The following is an 18,358-nucleotide window of genomic DNA, read 5'->3' as shown; positions in this document are numbered from 1 at the left end:
GAAAGTACTGCTCCGCAGCATAGCAGCCTGCTTGCATCAGCCACGTTGTGTAATATCGTATACTTTGGCTGGCGTTATACACATACACAGCGAACTCCTTATTTTAAAAGCGAGCCCTCATTACGACAGAGTAGTTGCACCGTTACCCTTGCACTCAAAGCTATCGGCTTTCCCTATTATATCAGAACCGACACCAGCAGCAAACTTCTGGATAAGCTTACCAGCTCCAAAGAATATCGCTGTAAACACAACCAACATCACGATAGCAGCCCACGCTAACTTACCGAATATCGCCATGATGCTAGCACCTAAGATCACCCCAGTCATGATCGGTAAGCCCAACCTTTGTACGAAAACAACAACATTACAGATGACTTTTGCAGCAACGTCATCCGAACCTGTAGTACTAGCAAAAGCTGACGTACCAAAACCTACTAATGCCACTACTAAGGCAAGCACAGCCATAAATCTCGTGAGACCAAACATAAACACCCTCTCCTTTCTGATAGAAAATTACTGCACTCTCTAGTTCCTGAGAAAATCATAATCTTGATGCAATGACCCTGGAGTGCTTTGTACCAGCAGAATCACCCACCCCTTCTGTAAACTTTTGAATGAACTCACTGCCACCCAAAAATATGCAACTAAACACAATCAACATCGCGATAGCAAACCACGCAGACCTGCCAAACACCGTTATAATCACAGCGCCCGACACAACCCCTATCATGACTGGCAAGCAAAACCTCCGTACCGTCTGCAAAACACCACTTACAGACTTCACCGCCACATCACCTTTTATAGGAACAGCTACAGTGTGATCCTTCTCAGCAGTAGGCTCAACGCCGCAAGCGTCTATAGCACCTGCGACTCCGAACATCATGATGACTGATAGCACTGCAACAAAACCTGTCAGATTCGACATCATAACCGCCCCTGCACGCAAGAATCCCAACATCACTTGAATCCACGCACCAACTGCACACACGCTACAAAAGTGCAAAGCAGACTAAGTACAACACAGAATTGCTAATGTTGCGTAAACAACAATCTGTGACTGTGGGAAAAGGTCTCTGTTAGTAATACCTGTAATAACCTTTGGAAGCGCGTGGGAATCTGTATGGCGCAAAGGTGTATTACCCTGTAAGAACTACAATAAAGATTGATTTTGCAAATGCTGAGCAGACCAGAGCAATCACCTCAATACAAAAGTTTGTTACGCGATATCTTGTATGGTTGATCAAAGTTCTTACACGTTACAATAGCCTTGCAACAAGCGATTATATGATTAGTGATAGAGCACTACACCTATTTTGGTAGGTGTATGCCCTAACCCTCTCTCATTTACATATGGCATACATAAAAAATTTGATGATTCCGCATTCTGTTATTCGGATAAGCACTACAGTAAAATCAAAAGCTGTTTACTGTGTCACAGCACCTATTTAACCTAAAACGTGAGAGCTGCTATCAGGCGCTTAGTGCTTTTATCGCTGATTTAAGAAGTATACGTGTAAATTTTACAAGCCGCTATATGTCGTCTATTACACATGTACATATGCTCACATTTCAGAGTTTTTAGCGGTATTTTGTGTTGATATAACATAGATTCTGCTATAGACTCCGGGTGCAAAAAGTTCGGGTAGGTTTTTATGCGCGATGAAGGCGACCCTTGGGGTGGCGGCGAAAATGCTGGACCTGAAAAGTCCAAAAGTAATAAAAAATTTTCGGACCCACAATTTGATGCTTTATTTGTTGGAATTCGTACTGCCTTCAGTGGATTTCCCGAAGGTGGTGGCAAGTCATCCCTCAGTAAGATACACCTGTTTTTTCTAATCGGTGCGGCTTTGCTGCTGTACGCGTGTACTGGATTTTATACAGTTAATACTGAAGAGAAGGCAGTGGAGTTGCTCTTCGGAAAGTACAGCGGTATTCAAGAGCCTGGGCTGCGTTACTGGTTCCCCAAGCCCTTTGGGCAAGTTCTCAAGGTCAGGGTGGAGATGGTAAGCAAGGAAGAAGTAGGCGGAATATCGTTTAAAAGCAATCCCAGTGGTAATAACGATGGAGTTATGCTTACCGGAGATGAGAACATTGTGAACATAAATTTTGATATTCAATGGAAGGTTTCAGACGCATATAATTACCTATTCAATGTACGAGATGCAAGGCCGGGAGCGACAGTCAAGAATGCGGCTGAGAGTGCCATGCGTGAGATTATCGGTAAGAGTACTCTAGCCTTTGCGATAGAAGGTGAAGGTAGAGCAGCTATAGCATATGAAACCAAGAAGCTTTTGCAAAACATATTGGATCGTTACCATATGGGTATCGAAGTGTTGTCTATTCAGCTGAAGAAGGTAGATCCTCCGGAGAAGGTAATTAGTTCCTTTAGAGATGTGCAAAGCGCGAGGGCTGACAAGGAACGGTCAATAAATGAGGCTTTTGCTTATCGTAATGAGGTTCTGCCAAAAGCGAAGGGGGAGGCAATACGTATAAAGCTTGATGCTGAGGCATACAAAAGTGAAGTTGTAAACAGGGCCCAGGGTGATTCCTCGAAGTTTCAAGCTATCTATAAGGAATACATCAATCAACCCTTGCCTGTAAGAAGCCGTATGTACATAGAGGCTATGGAAGAAGTATTATCCAATATGGATAAGGTTATAGTGACTGATGATATGAAGGGTCTTTTTTCTTATCTTCCTCTGACTAATGGTGCTATAGGGTCAAGTGGCAGAAGTGCAATTATGGAAGGTAAATCATGAGGACGGGGTTCGCCAAGTTTGTGCTAGGTGTTGGGCTTGCGTGTGTCATCGCTATTGTTTCAGGATCAGTTTTTGTGGTAGATGAGGCTCATCAGGCTATAGTTGTGCAGTTTGGACGTATATCGAAGAGTGTGCAGAATAGCGGGCTTTTCTTCAAGGCACCGATAATAAGTAAGGTAATATATTTCGATAAGAGGATCATTGAAATCAGATCTGATTCTTGTGAGGTTATAGCCGCAGATCAAAAGAGATTTGTGGTGGATTTTTACGCAAAGTACAGGATAGCGGATCCAGTGAAGTTTTATCGTACTGTTAGGGGAGAGATAGGGCTAGAAAATAGGCTTGGCTCCATAATAGAGTCTAATTTACGGGAGCGGGTTGGGCGTGTGGCGTTGATCAATTTCTTGAATGAAGCACGCTCAGGCGTTATGACACAGATACTGGAGGGAGTGAGTTCGGAATCTGAAAAATTTGGGATAGAGATGGTAGATGTTAGGATAAAGCGAGCTGATCTACCGGAGGAAAACAGCGCTGCCATTTTCCGTCGTATGCAAACTGATAGGGAAAAGGAAGCTAGGGAAATACGCGCAGAAGGTGAAGAGATTTCGCAGAAGATTCGTTCGGATGCAGATCTACAAAAGCGTGTCATTGTAGCTAGTGCCATGAATGAGGCTCAAGTTATACGAGGTGAAGGAGATGCAGAAGCGTCTCGAATATACAATGATGCACTGGCGGTGGATCCAGATTTTTTCAATTTTTACCATACTCTCAAGGCCTATAGACAGGTCTTTGCTGGGAAGGACTCAACGAAGATAGTGTTATCTCCCAATAATGATTTTATCAGTCTTTTCAATAAGAAAAATGGAGGGTAGTAGTGCGTAGATTCTTATCGTTTTTTTTCTTTTGTGCTTTAGTTTGGGGACATTGTGCTTTTGCGTCTGAGGTAGCGTCTTCTGCACTGCGCGTTAGTGAAAATAACGGTCCTTCAACGAGGGGTTTTTCAGATCTCGCAAGTAAGTTGCTACCTTCAGTTGTGAATATATCTACAGAGCAGACAGTAGAAGGGGATGATCTCGCGGGAGATGGTGGTGGAGGATCTATATTTGGATTCCCTGGTATTCCTAGAGGTTTTTTTGAGGGGTTTTTCAATAGTATAGAGCCTTTATTTGTTGAGCCTCCAAAGCCAAGAAAGGTGATATCCCTGGGTTCTGGCTTTATAATAGATGAATCGGGATTAATAGTAACTAATTATCACGTCATTGCAAATTCACAAGAGATACAGGTAAAGTTCAGTGATGGTACGACGGCTAAGGCGAAAGTTTTAGGGCAAGATCCAAAAACTGACTTGGCTGTGCTGAAAGTAGATGTAGCGAAAGAGCTGGTTAGTGTAAAGTTGGGTAATTCCGACGATGCTCTGGTTGGAGAATGGGTTTTGGCTATAGGTAATCCGTTTGGTTTGGGTGGATCTGTTAGTGTAGGGATAATCTCCGGCAGAGCGCGCGATATTAACATAGGGACCGCGAGTGAATTTTTGCAAACTGATGCTGCGATTAATCGTGGACACTCTGGAGGCCCACTATTTAATGCGGATGGGGAGGTTATCGGTATCAATACCGCGATTATCTCACCGCAGGGGGGTGGTAACGTGGGAGTTGCGTTTGCAATACCCTCTAACAATGCTGCTCGTGTTATAAGCATACTGTCTAAAGGTGAAAAGGTGGAGCATGGCTGGCTTGGGGTTATCGTACAGCATGTGACTGAAGGCATGGTTGAACCGCTAGGACTAGATTCCGCTCATGGAGCTCTTGTATCTAATGTGGTAAAGGGTAGTCCAGCTGAAAAGGGTGGATTGCGAGTTGGTGACGTCATTCTTGAGTACAACGGTAAAAGAGTTGAGGATATGTCGCAGCTAACGAACCTAATCGCGAAAACAGCTGTGAATGAGAAAGTACGGCTTCTTGTGCTAAGGGGCGGAAAGCAGGTCACTCTAAAAATAACGATAGGTAAGTTAGAGGAAGGTGCCGACGGTGCATCAGGTAAGAATGGAAGCCTAGAAACAGGAACTGAAAGCTTAGGGATAACCGTAGGTGATATGCCTGAGGGCGATGGTAAAAAACGTGACGGAGTAGTTGTGCTACGCGTTGATAATCGAGGTGCTGCTTTTGCTGAAGGCATCCGTAGGGGTGATGTAATAGTAGGAATAGATGCAGTATTAGTACGCAACGTGGCTGACTTCACGAGTGAGCTAGAAAAGATACTACAGAGTACTAAGAAGGATTCAGTATTGTTACTAGTACAGCGCGGAGATTCTCCTCCTATATATGTAGCTGTCAAACTAAAGCGTTAGAGGCTTTTGTATTACAGCTAGCATGCCCTCGGGTTATTTTCCGGGGGCATGTGGTATTGTTATTTTTCCGGCATGCTTGTGACAATCTCATAGCCACCGCAAGTCACATTTACTTCTTATTTCACTAAGATTATAACTGATGCTAACCTCATGTACGGGGGCATTTCAGCTACTTTTCTTGTTTTTAAAAAATCATCTCGATTACTGGACAGCAATGATTTTATAACCGCACTCGCTGGATCATACGTCTGTAGTATACAACCTGCCCCTTTTCTTTATGTCCACCAGAACGGCCCGAAACCTTATACTGCATATGCGACAAGAGTATTGCTGTGAGATGGGTTTAACTACAAATTGTGCTGCACGGAGAAATATATTAATGTTTCACAGAAATACAGCTAATTGAGAAGTTTGAACACAATAATGCATCGAGGCCAATTGGAAATTGTGTGTACGGAGAAGTGGATTGGTCTCTGCCAAAGACTATAACTGGTCGGAATTTGAACATAGTAATACATTGAGGAAAATACGAAACTGGAAATTTATCTGAAGGTCGTATGTAAAATGCTTATCTCGTGGAATCTAGATGCTGAGGATTGGTATATGCATATAATTTTCGAGAATTGAAACTATTAGAGATAGTACTTATTGTGGTACTCTATAAGGCTTGAATCACTTGTTTACGCCGTTTCTTGCCCAAGAGTATAGCTAAGAGAGGAAGAGCAACACCTCGCTTCTGTGTTCCTGCTTTTTGGCAATATATTTAGGAATATTACCTGCGGTAGTAGCTGAGATGAGATCGCACATGGAGTACTGCATTGCAATCCTTGAGAAATGGATTTAGAGTAGTTCCCTGTGGAAAGATATAATAAATACATACCTCAACGTAACGTCGTAGGTTTTCTGCTACTACAACCTAAAAGTCACATTTTGAGTGCCAAATGAAAGATCTATGCTTTACTATAGCCTACGCATTGAAGTAGCTTAGTAGTTTGTGGCAAGCCTTTTAAGTGGCAGCAGATTTTACTGGAGAAGATTGACAACACTGATATTTGTCATTCTCGGAAGGATTCATGGGGATATGTTCTACGTCGGAAGGTATGCGCACAACATCTAGGAAGATAAACTGTGTTATATAGCTCATGTATTCTGTACGTACCGTAAATGGTGCGGAGACTATGTTAACTTAGTGGTTTGCGTTTGCAATGTGCTGCTTTGACTGATAGTAATTACGTATGTACAGCCCTTGCTACTTGCGTTGTATATGGTGTTATGTAAGTTTAGGAAATAGAAGTGGAACCTTATTCTGAAGACAGTATTCTTGCTCTGACCGAGAAGGTGTTTAAGATTTCTGGTTACAGATTTCAGGACCATGAACTCTTAAAAACAGCTGTGACACACCCAAGCATTGCTGCTGAGAGGTACGCTAGTTATGAACGCCTTGAGTTCTTAGGCGATGCAGTACTGGGTTTAGTAGTTTCTGAAATGTTATACACACTTTTTCCGGATGATAGCGAAGGCTTACTGACGAAAAAACGCATCGCTCTAGTACGTGGAAGCAAAGTCGTGGAAATTGCGCAATCCCTGAATTTAGGAAACATTCTTTTGATGTCTAAAGGGGAATTGACTTCTGGAGGAATATCGAACAATAGCAATTTAGAAAATGCGTTAGAAGCTCTTATAGGAGCAATCTACGTTGATGGTGGTTTAGAATCAGTACGTCACTTCATATTGCAGCATTGGAAGCCCTTGGCTACAAACCTTGCCGATACACCGCTTCAGGATGCTAAGACTGCCTTGCAAGAATGGGCACAAGGACATAATTTTGCAATACCATCATATAGGCTAATAAACAAATCTGGCCTTGAACATGCGCCTGTATTTACTGTTGAAGTAACCGTTAATGGCCAGCGTGTACATGCTACAGGCTGTAAAAAAAAGTACGCTGAAATCGCTGCCGCTAAACTTATGTTGGAAAAGGTTACAAAACAAAACGATCCATAGTACTCTATGTACCAAGTACCCAAATTCACCAGGTGCTAGTCATGGCTAATATGAACAAAAACTCGAGCCTGCAATACTTACTCATAGCACTAGTCCTCTCAATGCTCTGCTTGTCCTTTGCATCAGTGCCACTTTACAGAATATTTTGCAAAGTAACCGGGTATGGCGGAACCACAAAGCAATCCACTGCTCCCATTAACAAATCACTGGGCAAGCATGAGATAAAGGTCAGATTCAGCGCAACAACAAACAATATACCGATACTATTTTCTCCAGAGCAGAGCTACGTAACCGTTCGACCAGGTACACAAAAGCTCATCTTCTACAGAGCTCAAAACACTACCGAAAAACCTATAACCGGAATGGCTGTGTACAATGTTTCTCCAGTTCAAGCTGGCAAATACTTTAATAAGATAGCCTGCTTCTGTTTCACACAACAAACCTTCGAGCCGCACACATCCATTGTAATGCCCGTATCGTTTTTCATCGACCCTGAGATAGAGAACGACGTTTCCACCGCGCACATAAGAGAGATAACATTATCCTACATCTTCTTTGACTCATCAGAGGCAGAATCAGCTATAAAAAACTAATAGACATTGCCCCTAAACACACTATCTCCAGTTAACACTCTCACTATGGCTCACTACCCTATGCACATTAACATGCACAATATCAGAAGGTTCAACATTCAAACGCTGAGCCACAACCTGAACATCGCGATCAGAAACACGCCTCGGACCTTCATTCATCACAAAGATACGAGACTCTTCGCCCAGCAACCCATGACGAACAGAATTTATCACAAGAGTAGCAATAAAAACGGTCAATGCAAACAAGCATATTGTCCCTACCAGGCTGTCCGACGATACGACTACTAAACTGTCAGTACTTAAGGCAGATAGCACCCCGAACGTAGCCGCTGCGGTGCACAACGAGATACACTGTAACGCAACCATAGCCGCCGACACCTTATTAAACGAAGTCAGCCTTCTATTACCAAGATACGCAGCACTAATCTCAGCTTTTACTCTACTACTCCAAACGTATTTATCATCCCTAGCTAACAAATTACCATGATCAAAGCTACCCTCAGGCAGAATTAGTGGAAGATCATGCTTACCTACAGTACGCAATTTTGCCGCACAAACTATTGCGCAGACCAAAGAAAAAAGAACCGCTGCTAACGAAACAAAAAACAGAATCACTACCGCTTGGGGTGTAAGCAATGATACTCCTGATGCAAATACGTATGCGGCGCAGTATCCGTAAACTGCCGCTGCAAGCATAAAAGACAATACAGCAAGCTTGATGTACAACCTTGCCTTACCCAAACCCTTTATGCCGGCCCCACCGTACTCTATATTTTCCAAATCTCCTTGCCCAGACACCTTTACAACCCCCTCATCTACACACCGACATCACAGCAGCCCCAGCTCAACTAGGCCACACACAGCGACCGAATAAACATCGAAACAGGGTTTGCGCGCCCACCCGCTTCAAGGTTTTATACACAACCCAGAGTAGAACACCACACATGCTATCCTAAAAAAACAATCTCGGGAAGTCAACAAATATACTATCACCTACAACAAATGTCACCTAAGACAACACCGCAAAATCCCTACTATGTATTATAGTACACAAGCAAATTATTACTATAGTCTTAGCTATAGTAGGTTATATTTCTTCCTTGCCATTTATGCGTCAGACTTTTCGTGCTACATAAACACACAACCAAAAAACGTCCCTAAAATTTATACTTTAGGAATTGATACGCTGACTCTGGTGCACACTACACACTTTTCCCAGACCCACATGAGCGTCTCCGAAAAAGAGAAAAATTTCACATAAAATGCCCACCTCTTAATACATCTAATACGACTTGTGTAATCAGGAATCTTCAAACTGCTTAAAGCAATAATATCACAACAAAAAAAGCATAGTAAAAAAAACAACCTAGCCTTCGAAGCTTAGGTAGCTTACGAGCCCACAACACCTACGCCTTATTTTACACGTTCATAGCAGCGCTAACATAGTATAAGTTTCTTCTTACGTTTCTCTGCTTGAACATACATAAACATTTCCTTAATCTACATAAATCAGCGATCAAAGCACTAAGCGTCTAATATTCAACGTACGACACGTCAGCTCTTATGCACCATCATTGCCAACTCTAAAAGTGGGCAAAATTAAAACAATGGCAACAAATACCTTACGTCACCATATTACCTTCCGTTAAATCATCAGAGTAAAAGGCAAAGCTGTTTTTCGTATTATATTTCGCGCTGCTTCTCCTGGCATCACTGTGATATATTTTAGATTTTAAAGTGCACCATTCCTATACCTTCGAAAACAACCGTTGTACCTAAAGTTGACCATGTTGGAGGTTGAAGACAGAGATTTAATACTAGGGTATGCACAAACATGTTGACGGAGCTACACACTATTGTGGCAAATAGCAGCCGTTGACAGATCATCATAAACGCCATCTCCAACAACACGGTGATAGAAACCACCCGCAAAAGCAGAGATTTCAGGAGAAAGCTGATAACTCAAGCCAGCCTTTAATCTATAAGCAAGCTTAGGAGTGATGTGCCCATCAACAACGCCCACGAAGTTACCCCCAAGACCAACACAAGCATAAGGAACAACACCTAACCCTTCACTAAGAAGATCATAACAAGCATTAACCATCACAGAAGTAGAAGAAACCGCCCTTATTTCAACAACCTCACCCCCTTCAATAGTTTTGGCTAGTAACCCTGCTACTATGGTTTTTTCTTCGGGGGTGAGCTCCTGTACTAGGTCTTTGGCTACGGCTTTGGCGTTGTCGTTATGTACAGGCGTTGGTCCATTTGAGCCACCCGCCTTTAAGGTCGACGTAGGCCAGTTTTTACTTCCATCTCCCAACATTGTGGCATTAATGAAGTCGCGTAAAACCTGCGGTGAGCTACTCCCAGTTCCATCCGTTGACCCCGCACCACCGCATAGTGCAACATTATTGTTGTTTCCTGTCTTTACGTCTGACTCTACAGCGTACTTACCGTAGGCAGTTAACGTCGTTGGTGTACTATGTCCATTCTTCGTCCTACAAACCTTCCCATCAATGGTAGGGTGGGAAACCCCAACCGCCTTAGCAAACTGGACAAAGTCCTTCCCAGAGGTCTTAGCAAGAGCAGCGGCAAGGTTATCAGTCTGTCCAGTAACAACATCATAAGCTAACTCCTTAGCTAGTAGATATACTGTATCTGCTTCATCTTTTTCTAATAATACTGTCGCAATGCAATATATCTTGAGGTAAATAGCTAAAAACTATTGCAGCATTGGTTTAGATGAATTCCTGATCGCATGTACGCTTCGTTCTCAAAGCAATGCACCCTATGTTCTTACCTTAGAAATCCAATAATAGATCCCTATAACCAATCTCCAAAATTCCAAATTTATCTATAATAATGCCATGAATAGCTGCGATGATAGAACCTGAATATAAAGCCTGATACCCAATAATAAAACTTGTGGTAAACACCGATAATAATACGCGAGATCACCTAATACCTAATAAGTGGGCGCATAAATGCAATAATGATCATATTCAATATTTTCATTACACTCCCGGCTTTGTCTTAACAACCTTTTTAAGGTGTTCCTCAAAAAGGACAGTATTAGATTCTGGCAAATCTTTGTGGACGGCAATTATACCATGCCTAAAAAAACCATCGTGTAATGAGAGCTTTGTAAGAAACCGCTCCGCTTGCTCAATAACATACCTTTTATCTTTTGCTGCCGTATCATCCTCAATGGCATTTACAAGCCTGGTCACATAGTCCTGCGTGAACCAACTATAGTAAAGATTGTTTGTTTTTTCTTTTTTTTTCGCAGCCTGCGTAACATTCACTTTTTCCATAATCTGAAAAACATAGTAAGCCCATCCACCTCCATACGTGTAGTCACACACATCAGACACAAGATCTTCAAATGACCTCTTATTCGCCACCCTCCTAAATGCTCGCGCTAAAAATTCTGTAGTGTCGGCCCCCCCATAAAGCGAGTCACTGCGTTTAAAAGACCCATGTTTCTTAACATAATTATTTGCGTATTCCTGCAATATTGCATTACAACAAGAATTCTGCATCATCTTGATAAATTCTTCTATGTCCTGCTCCGTATATTGCACCGACTGTTCTCCTTCCAAAACTCTGAGAAGCTTGCCTAGCGTATTCACGTAAAACTCTACAACTACAGGCTCACTAATCCTGCTCTCCTTCATGAGCGAAAAAAGAACATCTAAGTGCTTCCCCTTGGTTTTTGCTATCAATAGGTCCAGTAGCTTTTTGAATCTCTCGGTTAATAACCAACGGAAGATCTCACCCAGTTCTCGCTCGTAAGCTTCAAAACAGCTTTTCATACTTGATCTTGAATCACCCCCAGCACCCCTATTGCACCACACATTATACATCCGCATCGCTTGCGGATAATGATGCTGCAACACGTTAGAGAACTGGTCCGTCTGCGCTATTACATCATAACCTGCAGCAATACCATACTTTCTTCCCTCAACGATATCTACAATCTTGCCAAGATATGACCTTAGGAACTCTTTCTCGTTATTATACTTTCCAGCCTCCGAAAGCATGGATGAGAAAAGCCTATTAGCATTGGACCATCTTCCCTCAGTGAAATCACGTAAAGTCTCAAGAAGATCTTCAATAGAGGGAACTCCAAGTAACTCACTCAGTTCACTTCTCAATAATTCGATAGTGTCTTGCGCATCAGAGCCACTTTTTGGAGCATGCTCTTTTTCGAATGCTTTTAAGATTTCTGGATAATTCTTCTGTAAAACCCGTAATAATTCTTCCACATCCCTTTTACCATACTTCGGACGTTTTTCTCCTTTGTCCAAAGCTCCTAAAAGCCTTTTGAGGTTACCTTCAAGAAATTTCCTGTCCCCAGAATCCTTAAGCCCATCACGTTGCATAACTTTAAAAAGATCACTGATGTGCTTTCCCTTGGTTTTTTGAGTCAATGCAGCCAAAATCTTTTTGAATTGCTCTCCCGATACAACACTGAGCAAATCCTCTAATTCACGTTTTACAACTTCCCGCGCTTTCTGCGCACCAGCCCCTGCCTTACCAGCTGTTTTATTATCATACGCTTCTGTGTATGCTTGCATCACCTTTGAGTAGTGACCTTCTAGAACCTGTAAAAACCTTTCCGTATACCTTTTCCCCCATGCGTCAGTTTCTACATCTTTTTCCTTATTTTCAACAGCGCTTAAAAGCTTTCCAACATATGTCTCTAAGAACCTTTTCTCAGTTTCATACTTATGATCATGCTTTATCATGGACCCAACAAGCCCATTGATATTCTCCCAACCATTCTTAGTGTGTTTCTCTAAAGCTGCAAGCATACTCCTCAATCTATCATCACTGCTCACGCTTTTATCAAGCTTCGAGGATCTTGCATCATTAATGATCTTAACTAAGTCTCGTTGAAGAGCAGCGATGGCGTCCCACGAACTTGCATCTTTGACTTTTGTAGCATACTCCGCCGTATATTCCTTGTATACATCTGCAGGATACGTCAGTGTTCTTAGAAATCTTTCTGTGCATTCTGATACTAGCTCATCTGCATCTCTAGTTGATTTACCTTTCTCAATAATATTTGCAATCTCATTCAGGTAGGTTTTAAGAAACTTCTCATTTTCAAAACTCTTAGACCGATTCCTATTCATGACTTCAACAAGCTGCCCAAGATGCAACCATTTTCCCTTGTTGTGATCACTTAAAACATCTCGAAGCTCTTGCCATCCTCTTTCAGAAGTACTTCCTCCATTTGAAACACACTGAGCACTATCTATCACCTCCCTTAACTCTTTTTCGAAAACTTTCATGTAGTGGGCACTGCTCGGACTCATAGCTTGCGCTGAGGCATACTCCTCCTCATACGCTTCCAATACTTCTCTCTCACCTCGCAGTAAAGCCATCAAATTGTAATCCACAATGTCTCTTATAGCCCAAACAGGCTTATGCCCACGGAAAATATCGAGAAGGCTCTCCAAATAAATCCCCAACATTTGGCTACCGTTCTCTATATTTCGGATTCCTTTACGACTCAGGATTTCGAAAATACCATGAAGCTGCTTACCTTGCTTCTTAGCCTCAATACTCAGGTCTTTCCATAGCTGCTCATAGCGTTGATCGACCACGGACACTTTGCTCTTAAACAGCAACTCCCTGAAACTCGACAAGAATATTTCCTTTCTCTCTAAGATATTATCTTTCTTATAATCACGTTTTTGGCTATCAGCTATATTGGATGGTTTAATTCCCTCATACTTTAAAACTTTCTTCTCGCGGTTCAGTGCTTCTTCAAGATGGAAAAGCGCATATATTATACGTGCTTGAGCTTCTATTATATACCATGTAGAAAAATGCTCCATGTTCGCTAGTCGCCTTACTGTATTCGAAAATAAAGGTGAGTCAGCAATGTAATTGCAAAATTGCTCTGTAGATATTTCTTGAAAGAATTTTTTTGTTGCATCACTAACATCAACACTATCCGCTTCCTGACTTAGCGCCTTCAATGCGTTCAACGTCTTTTGGTCACACACCAAATTTGCACGCCATTTTTTGATGTTTCCTACAGAACCAGACCATTTCTCACACGTAATCTTAACACGCCCATGTGCACCATCCTGCACAACATTTATATCTGACCTTGCACATCCACCTGTTCCTGGAAAACTGCTAGGAGCTACTACTTGAGTGTTATTACTCTTATCATTAGGATCCCTGATGCACCCGGCCTCATCAGCATCCAGCACCCCCGAAGATTGATATGGACCGTGATATGGTGTGTATACCTTGCTTTGCCCAATAGCTTCTGTAAGCCCTTCTGAAACTCTGTAATGCATAAGAGTAGACGTACCCTTAGTAGCTATTTTCTCCGATTGACCTCCACCTCTTGCTCCTAATTCCATAGTGCATGTCATAGCGTTAAAATCATCACACAAAGATACAAGTGTATTGGAACCCAGGGATTTCTTCGCATCATCATGTGCTGCACTAGCTATTCCACCTTTCCCCACCTTTATCGAAAGGTATTGTACATTCTTTAGATCAGGCTTTAGCAGCCCCATCACGTATTCACCTTGCTTACCTGCAGCTCCAGAAGACAACGATCCAGCCGCACCAGCACCCCACATTTCGATTTTCAAAAAGTCACATGTAGCGTTTTTTTCTCCAATTTCTAAAACATACTCTACATACCCGTCACCTTTCTTGACTATGTCACCCTCTTGTTCCCCATACACGTATTCATGAGACGGAAAATTGCTAACACACATACCCTGAAATATAGGATTTAGTGGAATAACATACTCAGGTGGAACTGAGTCACTATCTTTCAAGAATATGGGCTGAAAATTATCTAAACTCTTGTAGCGGGTTTTACAGTGCCCCGCAAACACACCCGCACTACTATCCGCACTGCAAAAATCTTTGCGAGGAAATGCCCTATAGTTGTCATATTTATATGAGATATTATCCCTACATAATACTTGGACACCACGGAAGTCATTAACTTTGGAAGACATAACATAGGTACCGCGACCTACTTTCTCCATTTTATCTATCTCTGCTTGACTCAGCTTTGATAGATCTATGGACTGACTATCTGGGCACTGAGCATATTTTTTCTGCTTGGGTTGAAAGCTACTTGCGACCAAAACTTTTTCTAACTCGCTAATCCAATGATATCTATCACCTCTTTTGACATAGAATTTCTTTGTTGCATTATCTGGACGAGTAAAACAAGTTACATTGCTACTTGGATCTTCAATGTAGAACTTTTGCACATGCGCACAATCACCGCTATGTATGTCACTCAAGACATTACCATCCCTGTCCAAACACTTCTTTTTTTCTTCAAACGCATACTTGTCCTTGTCCAACTTGGGCTTTACAACCGAAAAACCAAATTCCTTATCTCTCTCCCCAGGCATCATGGTAAAGTCGCAGTATTTGGTTGGCTTGTTATCTTTTTTATCGTAACAATCAGAAAACCGTATTCTTAAACCTAAACCTTGATCTGAATTACTAACAGCAGGATCCGGAAGCTCTGGAGATGGCACGCACTCGACAGATCTCCGTCCTTGAGAGTTGTAGCTTAAGCACACTCCGTCACCTGATTGCGTCACTGAATATCCAGAATCAGAAGCATTACTAACGCTAACGGCGCACGATTGAGGATCTTTGCTCAAATAGTTTTTCTCGCACTTAACATACTTATTAATACCTGTTACACTCCCCGTCGCTCCATCATAATTACCAATATAAACACTGATCTTCTGATCCGTCTGTCCAGAACTTGGATCTTTTACACGCAATACCCTTAATCCCGGCAGAAAATAAGACTGCTTACCAAACTCCATAGGTAGAGCCTTCATGTATACATCTCTAGCAAAGACATTACAAAACCCTGGAACAGCAGGAGTGGAAGAATCGATTGGGACACAACCGTGATAAACTTGAAATTCTAAGACGCCCGGATCATATAAGCATTCCTTCTCGATTTTTTTATCAAAACTTAAGTCTGCATAATTGGTAATCTCATTGTATTTCTCCAGACGCATTCTCGCCGCTTCGTTCTGCATCTCAACAGGGATTATCTGGGTATACCTCCCACATGCACACAGTTTTAGCTGCCCATCAGAATCACGCTTAACGTATGCAACCGCAGTACCAATGTCCTGTGATTGATACTCCCATCTTTCTAATGAATACCAAAAACGCATCCTGTTGCTACCCATACCAGCTTCTATACGTGGCACTTCGAACATACCGCCAGAATCACCATTTTTGTTATCTAGCTTCTCGAAACGGCCATCAATGGTCAGCCCCGCTGATATCGCCCCTGTTACTCTATTTGGCACATTCATTAAAATGACACAGAAAAAAAGGAGCAGTGATTTAAGAAGCTTTACCCTGGGAATTGAAGACAGATGCTTGCTTGTATTTCTTACGTACATACTGACACGACCAGCTACTGTGTAAAGTGTATTAGCATATTTCGGGCAATAATCACAAGTTCATACGAATTTACTTAAAAAAATATTAATATCAACTTAGAATATCTATTCATATCCTAATATTAAAAAGTTTCCTGCAGGAGAAACAGGCTTTTTGCTGTTATATCCTATTAGATTTTCTTATGACTCATATGTACGTGTGTGTATATTAAATTCGCCAAATCACGCAATAAAAATCTTGGGCTCCGAGATATAGTCTCCACGCTATACAGGTTTTTATAGACCACTAATATTCAAAGCCCATTCCATGGTTTTTTCTTCAGGGGTTAGCTCCTGTACTAGGTCTTTGGCTACGGCTGTTGCGTTGTCGTTTGGCGTAGCCTTTTGCTGTGCATCTTCAGCTGACGATGAAGTAGGCCAATTTGAACCGGTCATCCCAAGGGTAGCATTCACAAAGTGCTTCAAGGTTTCTGCTCTTGGACTCCCATTACTGCCGCTACTGTGTGTTGACCCATGTCCACCACACAACGCTGTCCCATTTTCGTTCTGCGTATTCTTAGCGGTTGTTTTGCCCGCATACTTTCCAAAGCTCGTATTCAGCCCACTGCTCGTTGCAACAGACTTCGTCACACAAACCTTCCCATCAATGGTAGGGTGGGAAATTCCAACCGCCTTAGCAAACTGAACGATGTCCTTACCTGAGGTTTTGGCAAGAGCAGCGGTAAGCTTATCAGTTTGTCCAGTAACAACATCATAAGCTAACTCCTTAGCTAGTAGATATACTGTATCTGCTTCATCTTCCTCATTTTAATAATGAGAGTTATTACGTGGGCTTTTAGTGTACCTATCAATTTGTAGGTAGTTGAGCCGGAAGATCATCATAAACACCATCACCAACAACGCGATGGTAGAAGCCACCCGCAAAAGCAGAGATTTCAGGAGAGAGCTGATAACTCAACCCAGCCTTTAATCTATAAGCAAGCTTAGGAGTGATATGCCCATCAACAACGCCCACGAAGTTACCACCAAGACCGACACAAGCGTAAGGAACAACGCCTAGACCTTCACTAAGAAGATCATAACAAGCATTGACCATTACAGAAGTAGAAGAAACCGCCCTAATCTCAACAACCTCACCCCCTTCAATAGTTTTAGCTAGTAACCCTGCTACTATGGTTTTTTCGTCTCGATTAAGATCTACTAGGTCTTTCGCTACAGCTGTGGCGTTACTATTTTGCTCATTAGGCGTTGGCGTTGAAGTGGCGGCATAGCTACCTGTCGGCCAGTATGTACCATCTTCCAGGCGCAAAGTCCGAGCAAATTTGCCAAATGTCTGAGCCTTCTGTACACTATCAAAGCCACTACACTGTGCTGTATTCGTGTTGGTGGTCAGACTCGTACTAAATGTTGTCGCACCGCTATCCGAACCTTTCGCATGACTTCCACTACAAACCTTCCCATCGATACTAGGGTAAGAGATCTCCACCGCCTTAGCAAACTGAACGATGTCCTTACCGGAGGTTTTGGCAAGAGCAGCAGCAAGGTTATCAGTCTGCCCAGTAACAACATCATAAGCTAACTCCTTAGCTAGTAGATATACTGTATCAGCTTCATCTTCCTTACTACCACTATCTCTAATACCCTTAGTCTTGAAACGCTCGTAACCAATCTCAAGCTCAACCCTGGCACCACCAATACCGTACCCAACACTGCCTTCCATAGCTACAAGCATGTTGTCCTTAAACCCAATCCGAGGATCAGGAGTGTTCCAGTCAAACTTGTGTGACTCTAGCTTTACACTCTTTCCATCCTTTAAGTATGGATATACTGCCTTAGTCTCTCCGTTACTCTCCCTTATACTAAAATCTCTTATCTTGCTAAACGCTGGACTGTAATCCAAGCCAACATAGAAATATCCCGCTCCACCAGTATCCAAAGCGCTAACGTCATCATGAGCCCTGACATCATTCCCAGCCATGACTATAGCCATCGACATCATTACGCTTCCTAATAATAGCTTACTTCTAATAACCGCAGTGCTTGGGTGTGGTTTACAGCTTAGAAAACACATTCACCAATGTTTTGAAACTGAAAGAGATCTTCATTGGACCATAGAGGCAACACCTTCCCTGTTAGATTCTATAGGTGTAACTTCCTAATGTCTCAGAAAATAACCACCATACCCAAAGTTCACCATGGCAACAGCGGTAGCAACTC

The 18,358-nt window shown here is 42.3% G+C and carries 12 protein-coding genes and 1 pseudogene; 5 read left to right on the top strand and 8 right to left on the bottom strand.

Translation table 11 applies throughout. The annotated features are described in order from the left end of the window. Positions 1–120 precede the first annotated feature (120 nt). Both virB2-2 and virB2-1 read right to left on the bottom strand, forming a co-directional pair. On the bottom strand, positions 121–486 hold the full coding sequence (virB2-2, locus tag APHWEB_RS03245; protein WP_020849444.1) for a type IV secretion system protein VirB2-2: 366 nt from the start codon (positions 484–486) through the stop codon (positions 121–123). A 55-nt stretch (positions 487–541) separates the two neighbouring features. Then, entirely contained in the window at positions 542–928 is a 387-nt protein-coding gene (virB2-1, locus tag APHWEB_RS03240) for a type IV secretion system protein VirB2-1 (RefSeq protein ID WP_011451194.1), read from the bottom strand. Between the two features lie 724 nt (positions 929–1,652). Here virB2-1 and hflK point away from each other — a divergent pair. The 5 genes from hflK to APHWEB_RS03215 all read left to right on the top strand — a co-directional run bounded on the left by hflK (position 1,653) and on the right by APHWEB_RS03215 (position 7,703). Then, a complete protein-coding gene (gene hflK / locus APHWEB_RS03235) occupies positions 1,653–2,759 on the top strand; it encodes an FtsH protease activity modulator HflK (RefSeq protein ID WP_011451195.1) in 1,107 nt (368 codons plus the stop codon). Further along, positions 2,756–3,631, top strand: coding sequence for a protease modulator HflC (gene hflC, locus APHWEB_RS03230; RefSeq protein ID WP_011451196.1), 876 nt, complete (start codon positions 2,756–2,758; stop codon positions 3,629–3,631). Before hflK ends, hflC begins: the two co-directional genes overlap by 4 nt. 2 nt (positions 3,632–3,633) lie before the next feature. Next, complete coding sequence (locus APHWEB_RS03225) at positions 3,634–5,106, top strand: Do family serine endopeptidase (protein WP_011451197.1); 1,473 nt, start codon at positions 3,634–3,636, stop codon at positions 5,104–5,106. Between the two features lie 1,326 nt (positions 5,107–6,432). Next, positions 6,433–7,110, top strand: coding sequence for a ribonuclease III (gene rnc, locus APHWEB_RS03220; RefSeq protein WP_044104328.1), 678 nt, complete (start codon positions 6,433–6,435; stop codon positions 7,108–7,110). Positions 7,111–7,151: 41 nt separating this feature from the next. Beyond that, entirely contained in the window at positions 7,152–7,703 is a 552-nt protein-coding gene (locus APHWEB_RS03215) for a cytochrome c oxidase assembly protein (RefSeq protein ID WP_011451199.1), read from the top strand. A gap of 21 nt (positions 7,704–7,724) precedes the next feature. On the opposite strand, the gene APHWEB_RS03210 is transcribed toward APHWEB_RS03215, so the two are convergent. The 6 genes and pseudogenes from APHWEB_RS03210 to APHWEB_RS03190 form a co-directional block, all read right to left on the bottom strand. Beyond that, entirely contained in the window at positions 7,725–8,501 is a 777-nt protein-coding gene (locus APHWEB_RS03210; RefSeq protein ID WP_020849445.1) for a hypothetical protein, read from the bottom strand. A gap of 1,048 nt (positions 8,502–9,549) precedes the next feature. Next, a pseudogene (locus tag APHWEB_RS03205) lies at positions 9,550–10,377 on the bottom strand (P44/Msp2 family outer membrane protein); the annotation flags it as partial. Positions 10,378–10,717: 340 nt separating this feature from the next. Next, on the bottom strand, positions 10,718–16,051 hold the full coding sequence (locus tag APHWEB_RS03200) for a glycine-rich domain-containing protein (protein WP_020849446.1): 5,334 nt from the start codon (positions 16,049–16,051) through the stop codon (positions 10,718–10,720). Positions 16,052–16,417: 366 nt separating this feature from the next. Beyond that, entirely contained in the window at positions 16,418–16,771 is a 354-nt protein-coding gene (locus tag APHWEB_RS03195) for a hypothetical protein (protein ID WP_020849447.1), read from the bottom strand. Continuing rightward, a complete protein-coding gene (locus APHWEB_RS06915) occupies positions 16,768–16,896 on the bottom strand; it encodes a hypothetical protein (RefSeq protein WP_410516416.1) in 129 nt (42 codons plus the stop codon). Before APHWEB_RS06915 ends, APHWEB_RS03195 begins: the two co-directional genes overlap by 4 nt. Positions 16,897–16,988: 92 nt before the next feature. After that, entirely contained in the window at positions 16,989–18,140 is a 1,152-nt protein-coding gene (locus tag APHWEB_RS03190; protein ID WP_044128600.1) for a P44/Msp2 family outer membrane protein, read from the bottom strand. Positions 18,141–18,358 lie beyond the last annotated feature (218 nt).

The sequence above is a fragment of the Anaplasma phagocytophilum str. Webster genome (assembly GCF_000964685.1).
GTDB classification, from domain to species: Bacteria; Pseudomonadota; Alphaproteobacteria; order Rickettsiales; family Anaplasmataceae; genus Anaplasma; species Anaplasma phagocytophilum.
Note: the sequence above shows the minus strand (reverse complement) of the source record. Positions and strands in the feature narration are given on the sequence as shown.

Coding starts and splice junctions, on each gene's coding strand:
- virB2-2 (WP_020849444.1), bottom strand. CDS start 486: ATGTTTGGTCTCACGAGATTTATGGCTGTGCTTGCCTTAGTAGTGGCA.
- virB2-1 (WP_011451194.1), bottom strand. CDS start 928: ATGATGTCGAATCTGACAGGTTTTGTTGCAGTGCTATCAGTCATCATG.
- hflK (WP_011451195.1), top strand. CDS start 1,653: ATGCGCGATGAAGGCGACCCTTGGGGTGGCGGCGAAAATGCTGGACCT.
- hflC (WP_011451196.1), top strand. CDS start 2,756: ATGAGGACGGGGTTCGCCAAGTTTGTGCTAGGTGTTGGGCTTGCGTGT.
- APHWEB_RS03215 (WP_011451199.1), top strand. CDS start 7,152: ATGGCTAATATGAACAAAAACTCGAGCCTGCAATACTTACTCATAGCA.
- APHWEB_RS03200 (WP_020849446.1), bottom strand. CDS start 16,051: ATGAATGTGCCAAATAGAGTAACAGGGGCGATATCAGCGGGGCTGACC.
- APHWEB_RS06915 (WP_410516416.1), bottom strand. CDS start 16,896: ATGATGTTGTTACTGGACAAACTGATAAGCTTACCGCTGCTCTTGCCA.
- APHWEB_RS03190 (WP_044128600.1), bottom strand. CDS start 18,140: ATGATGTCGATGGCTATAGTCATGGCTGGGAATGATGTCAGGGCTCAT.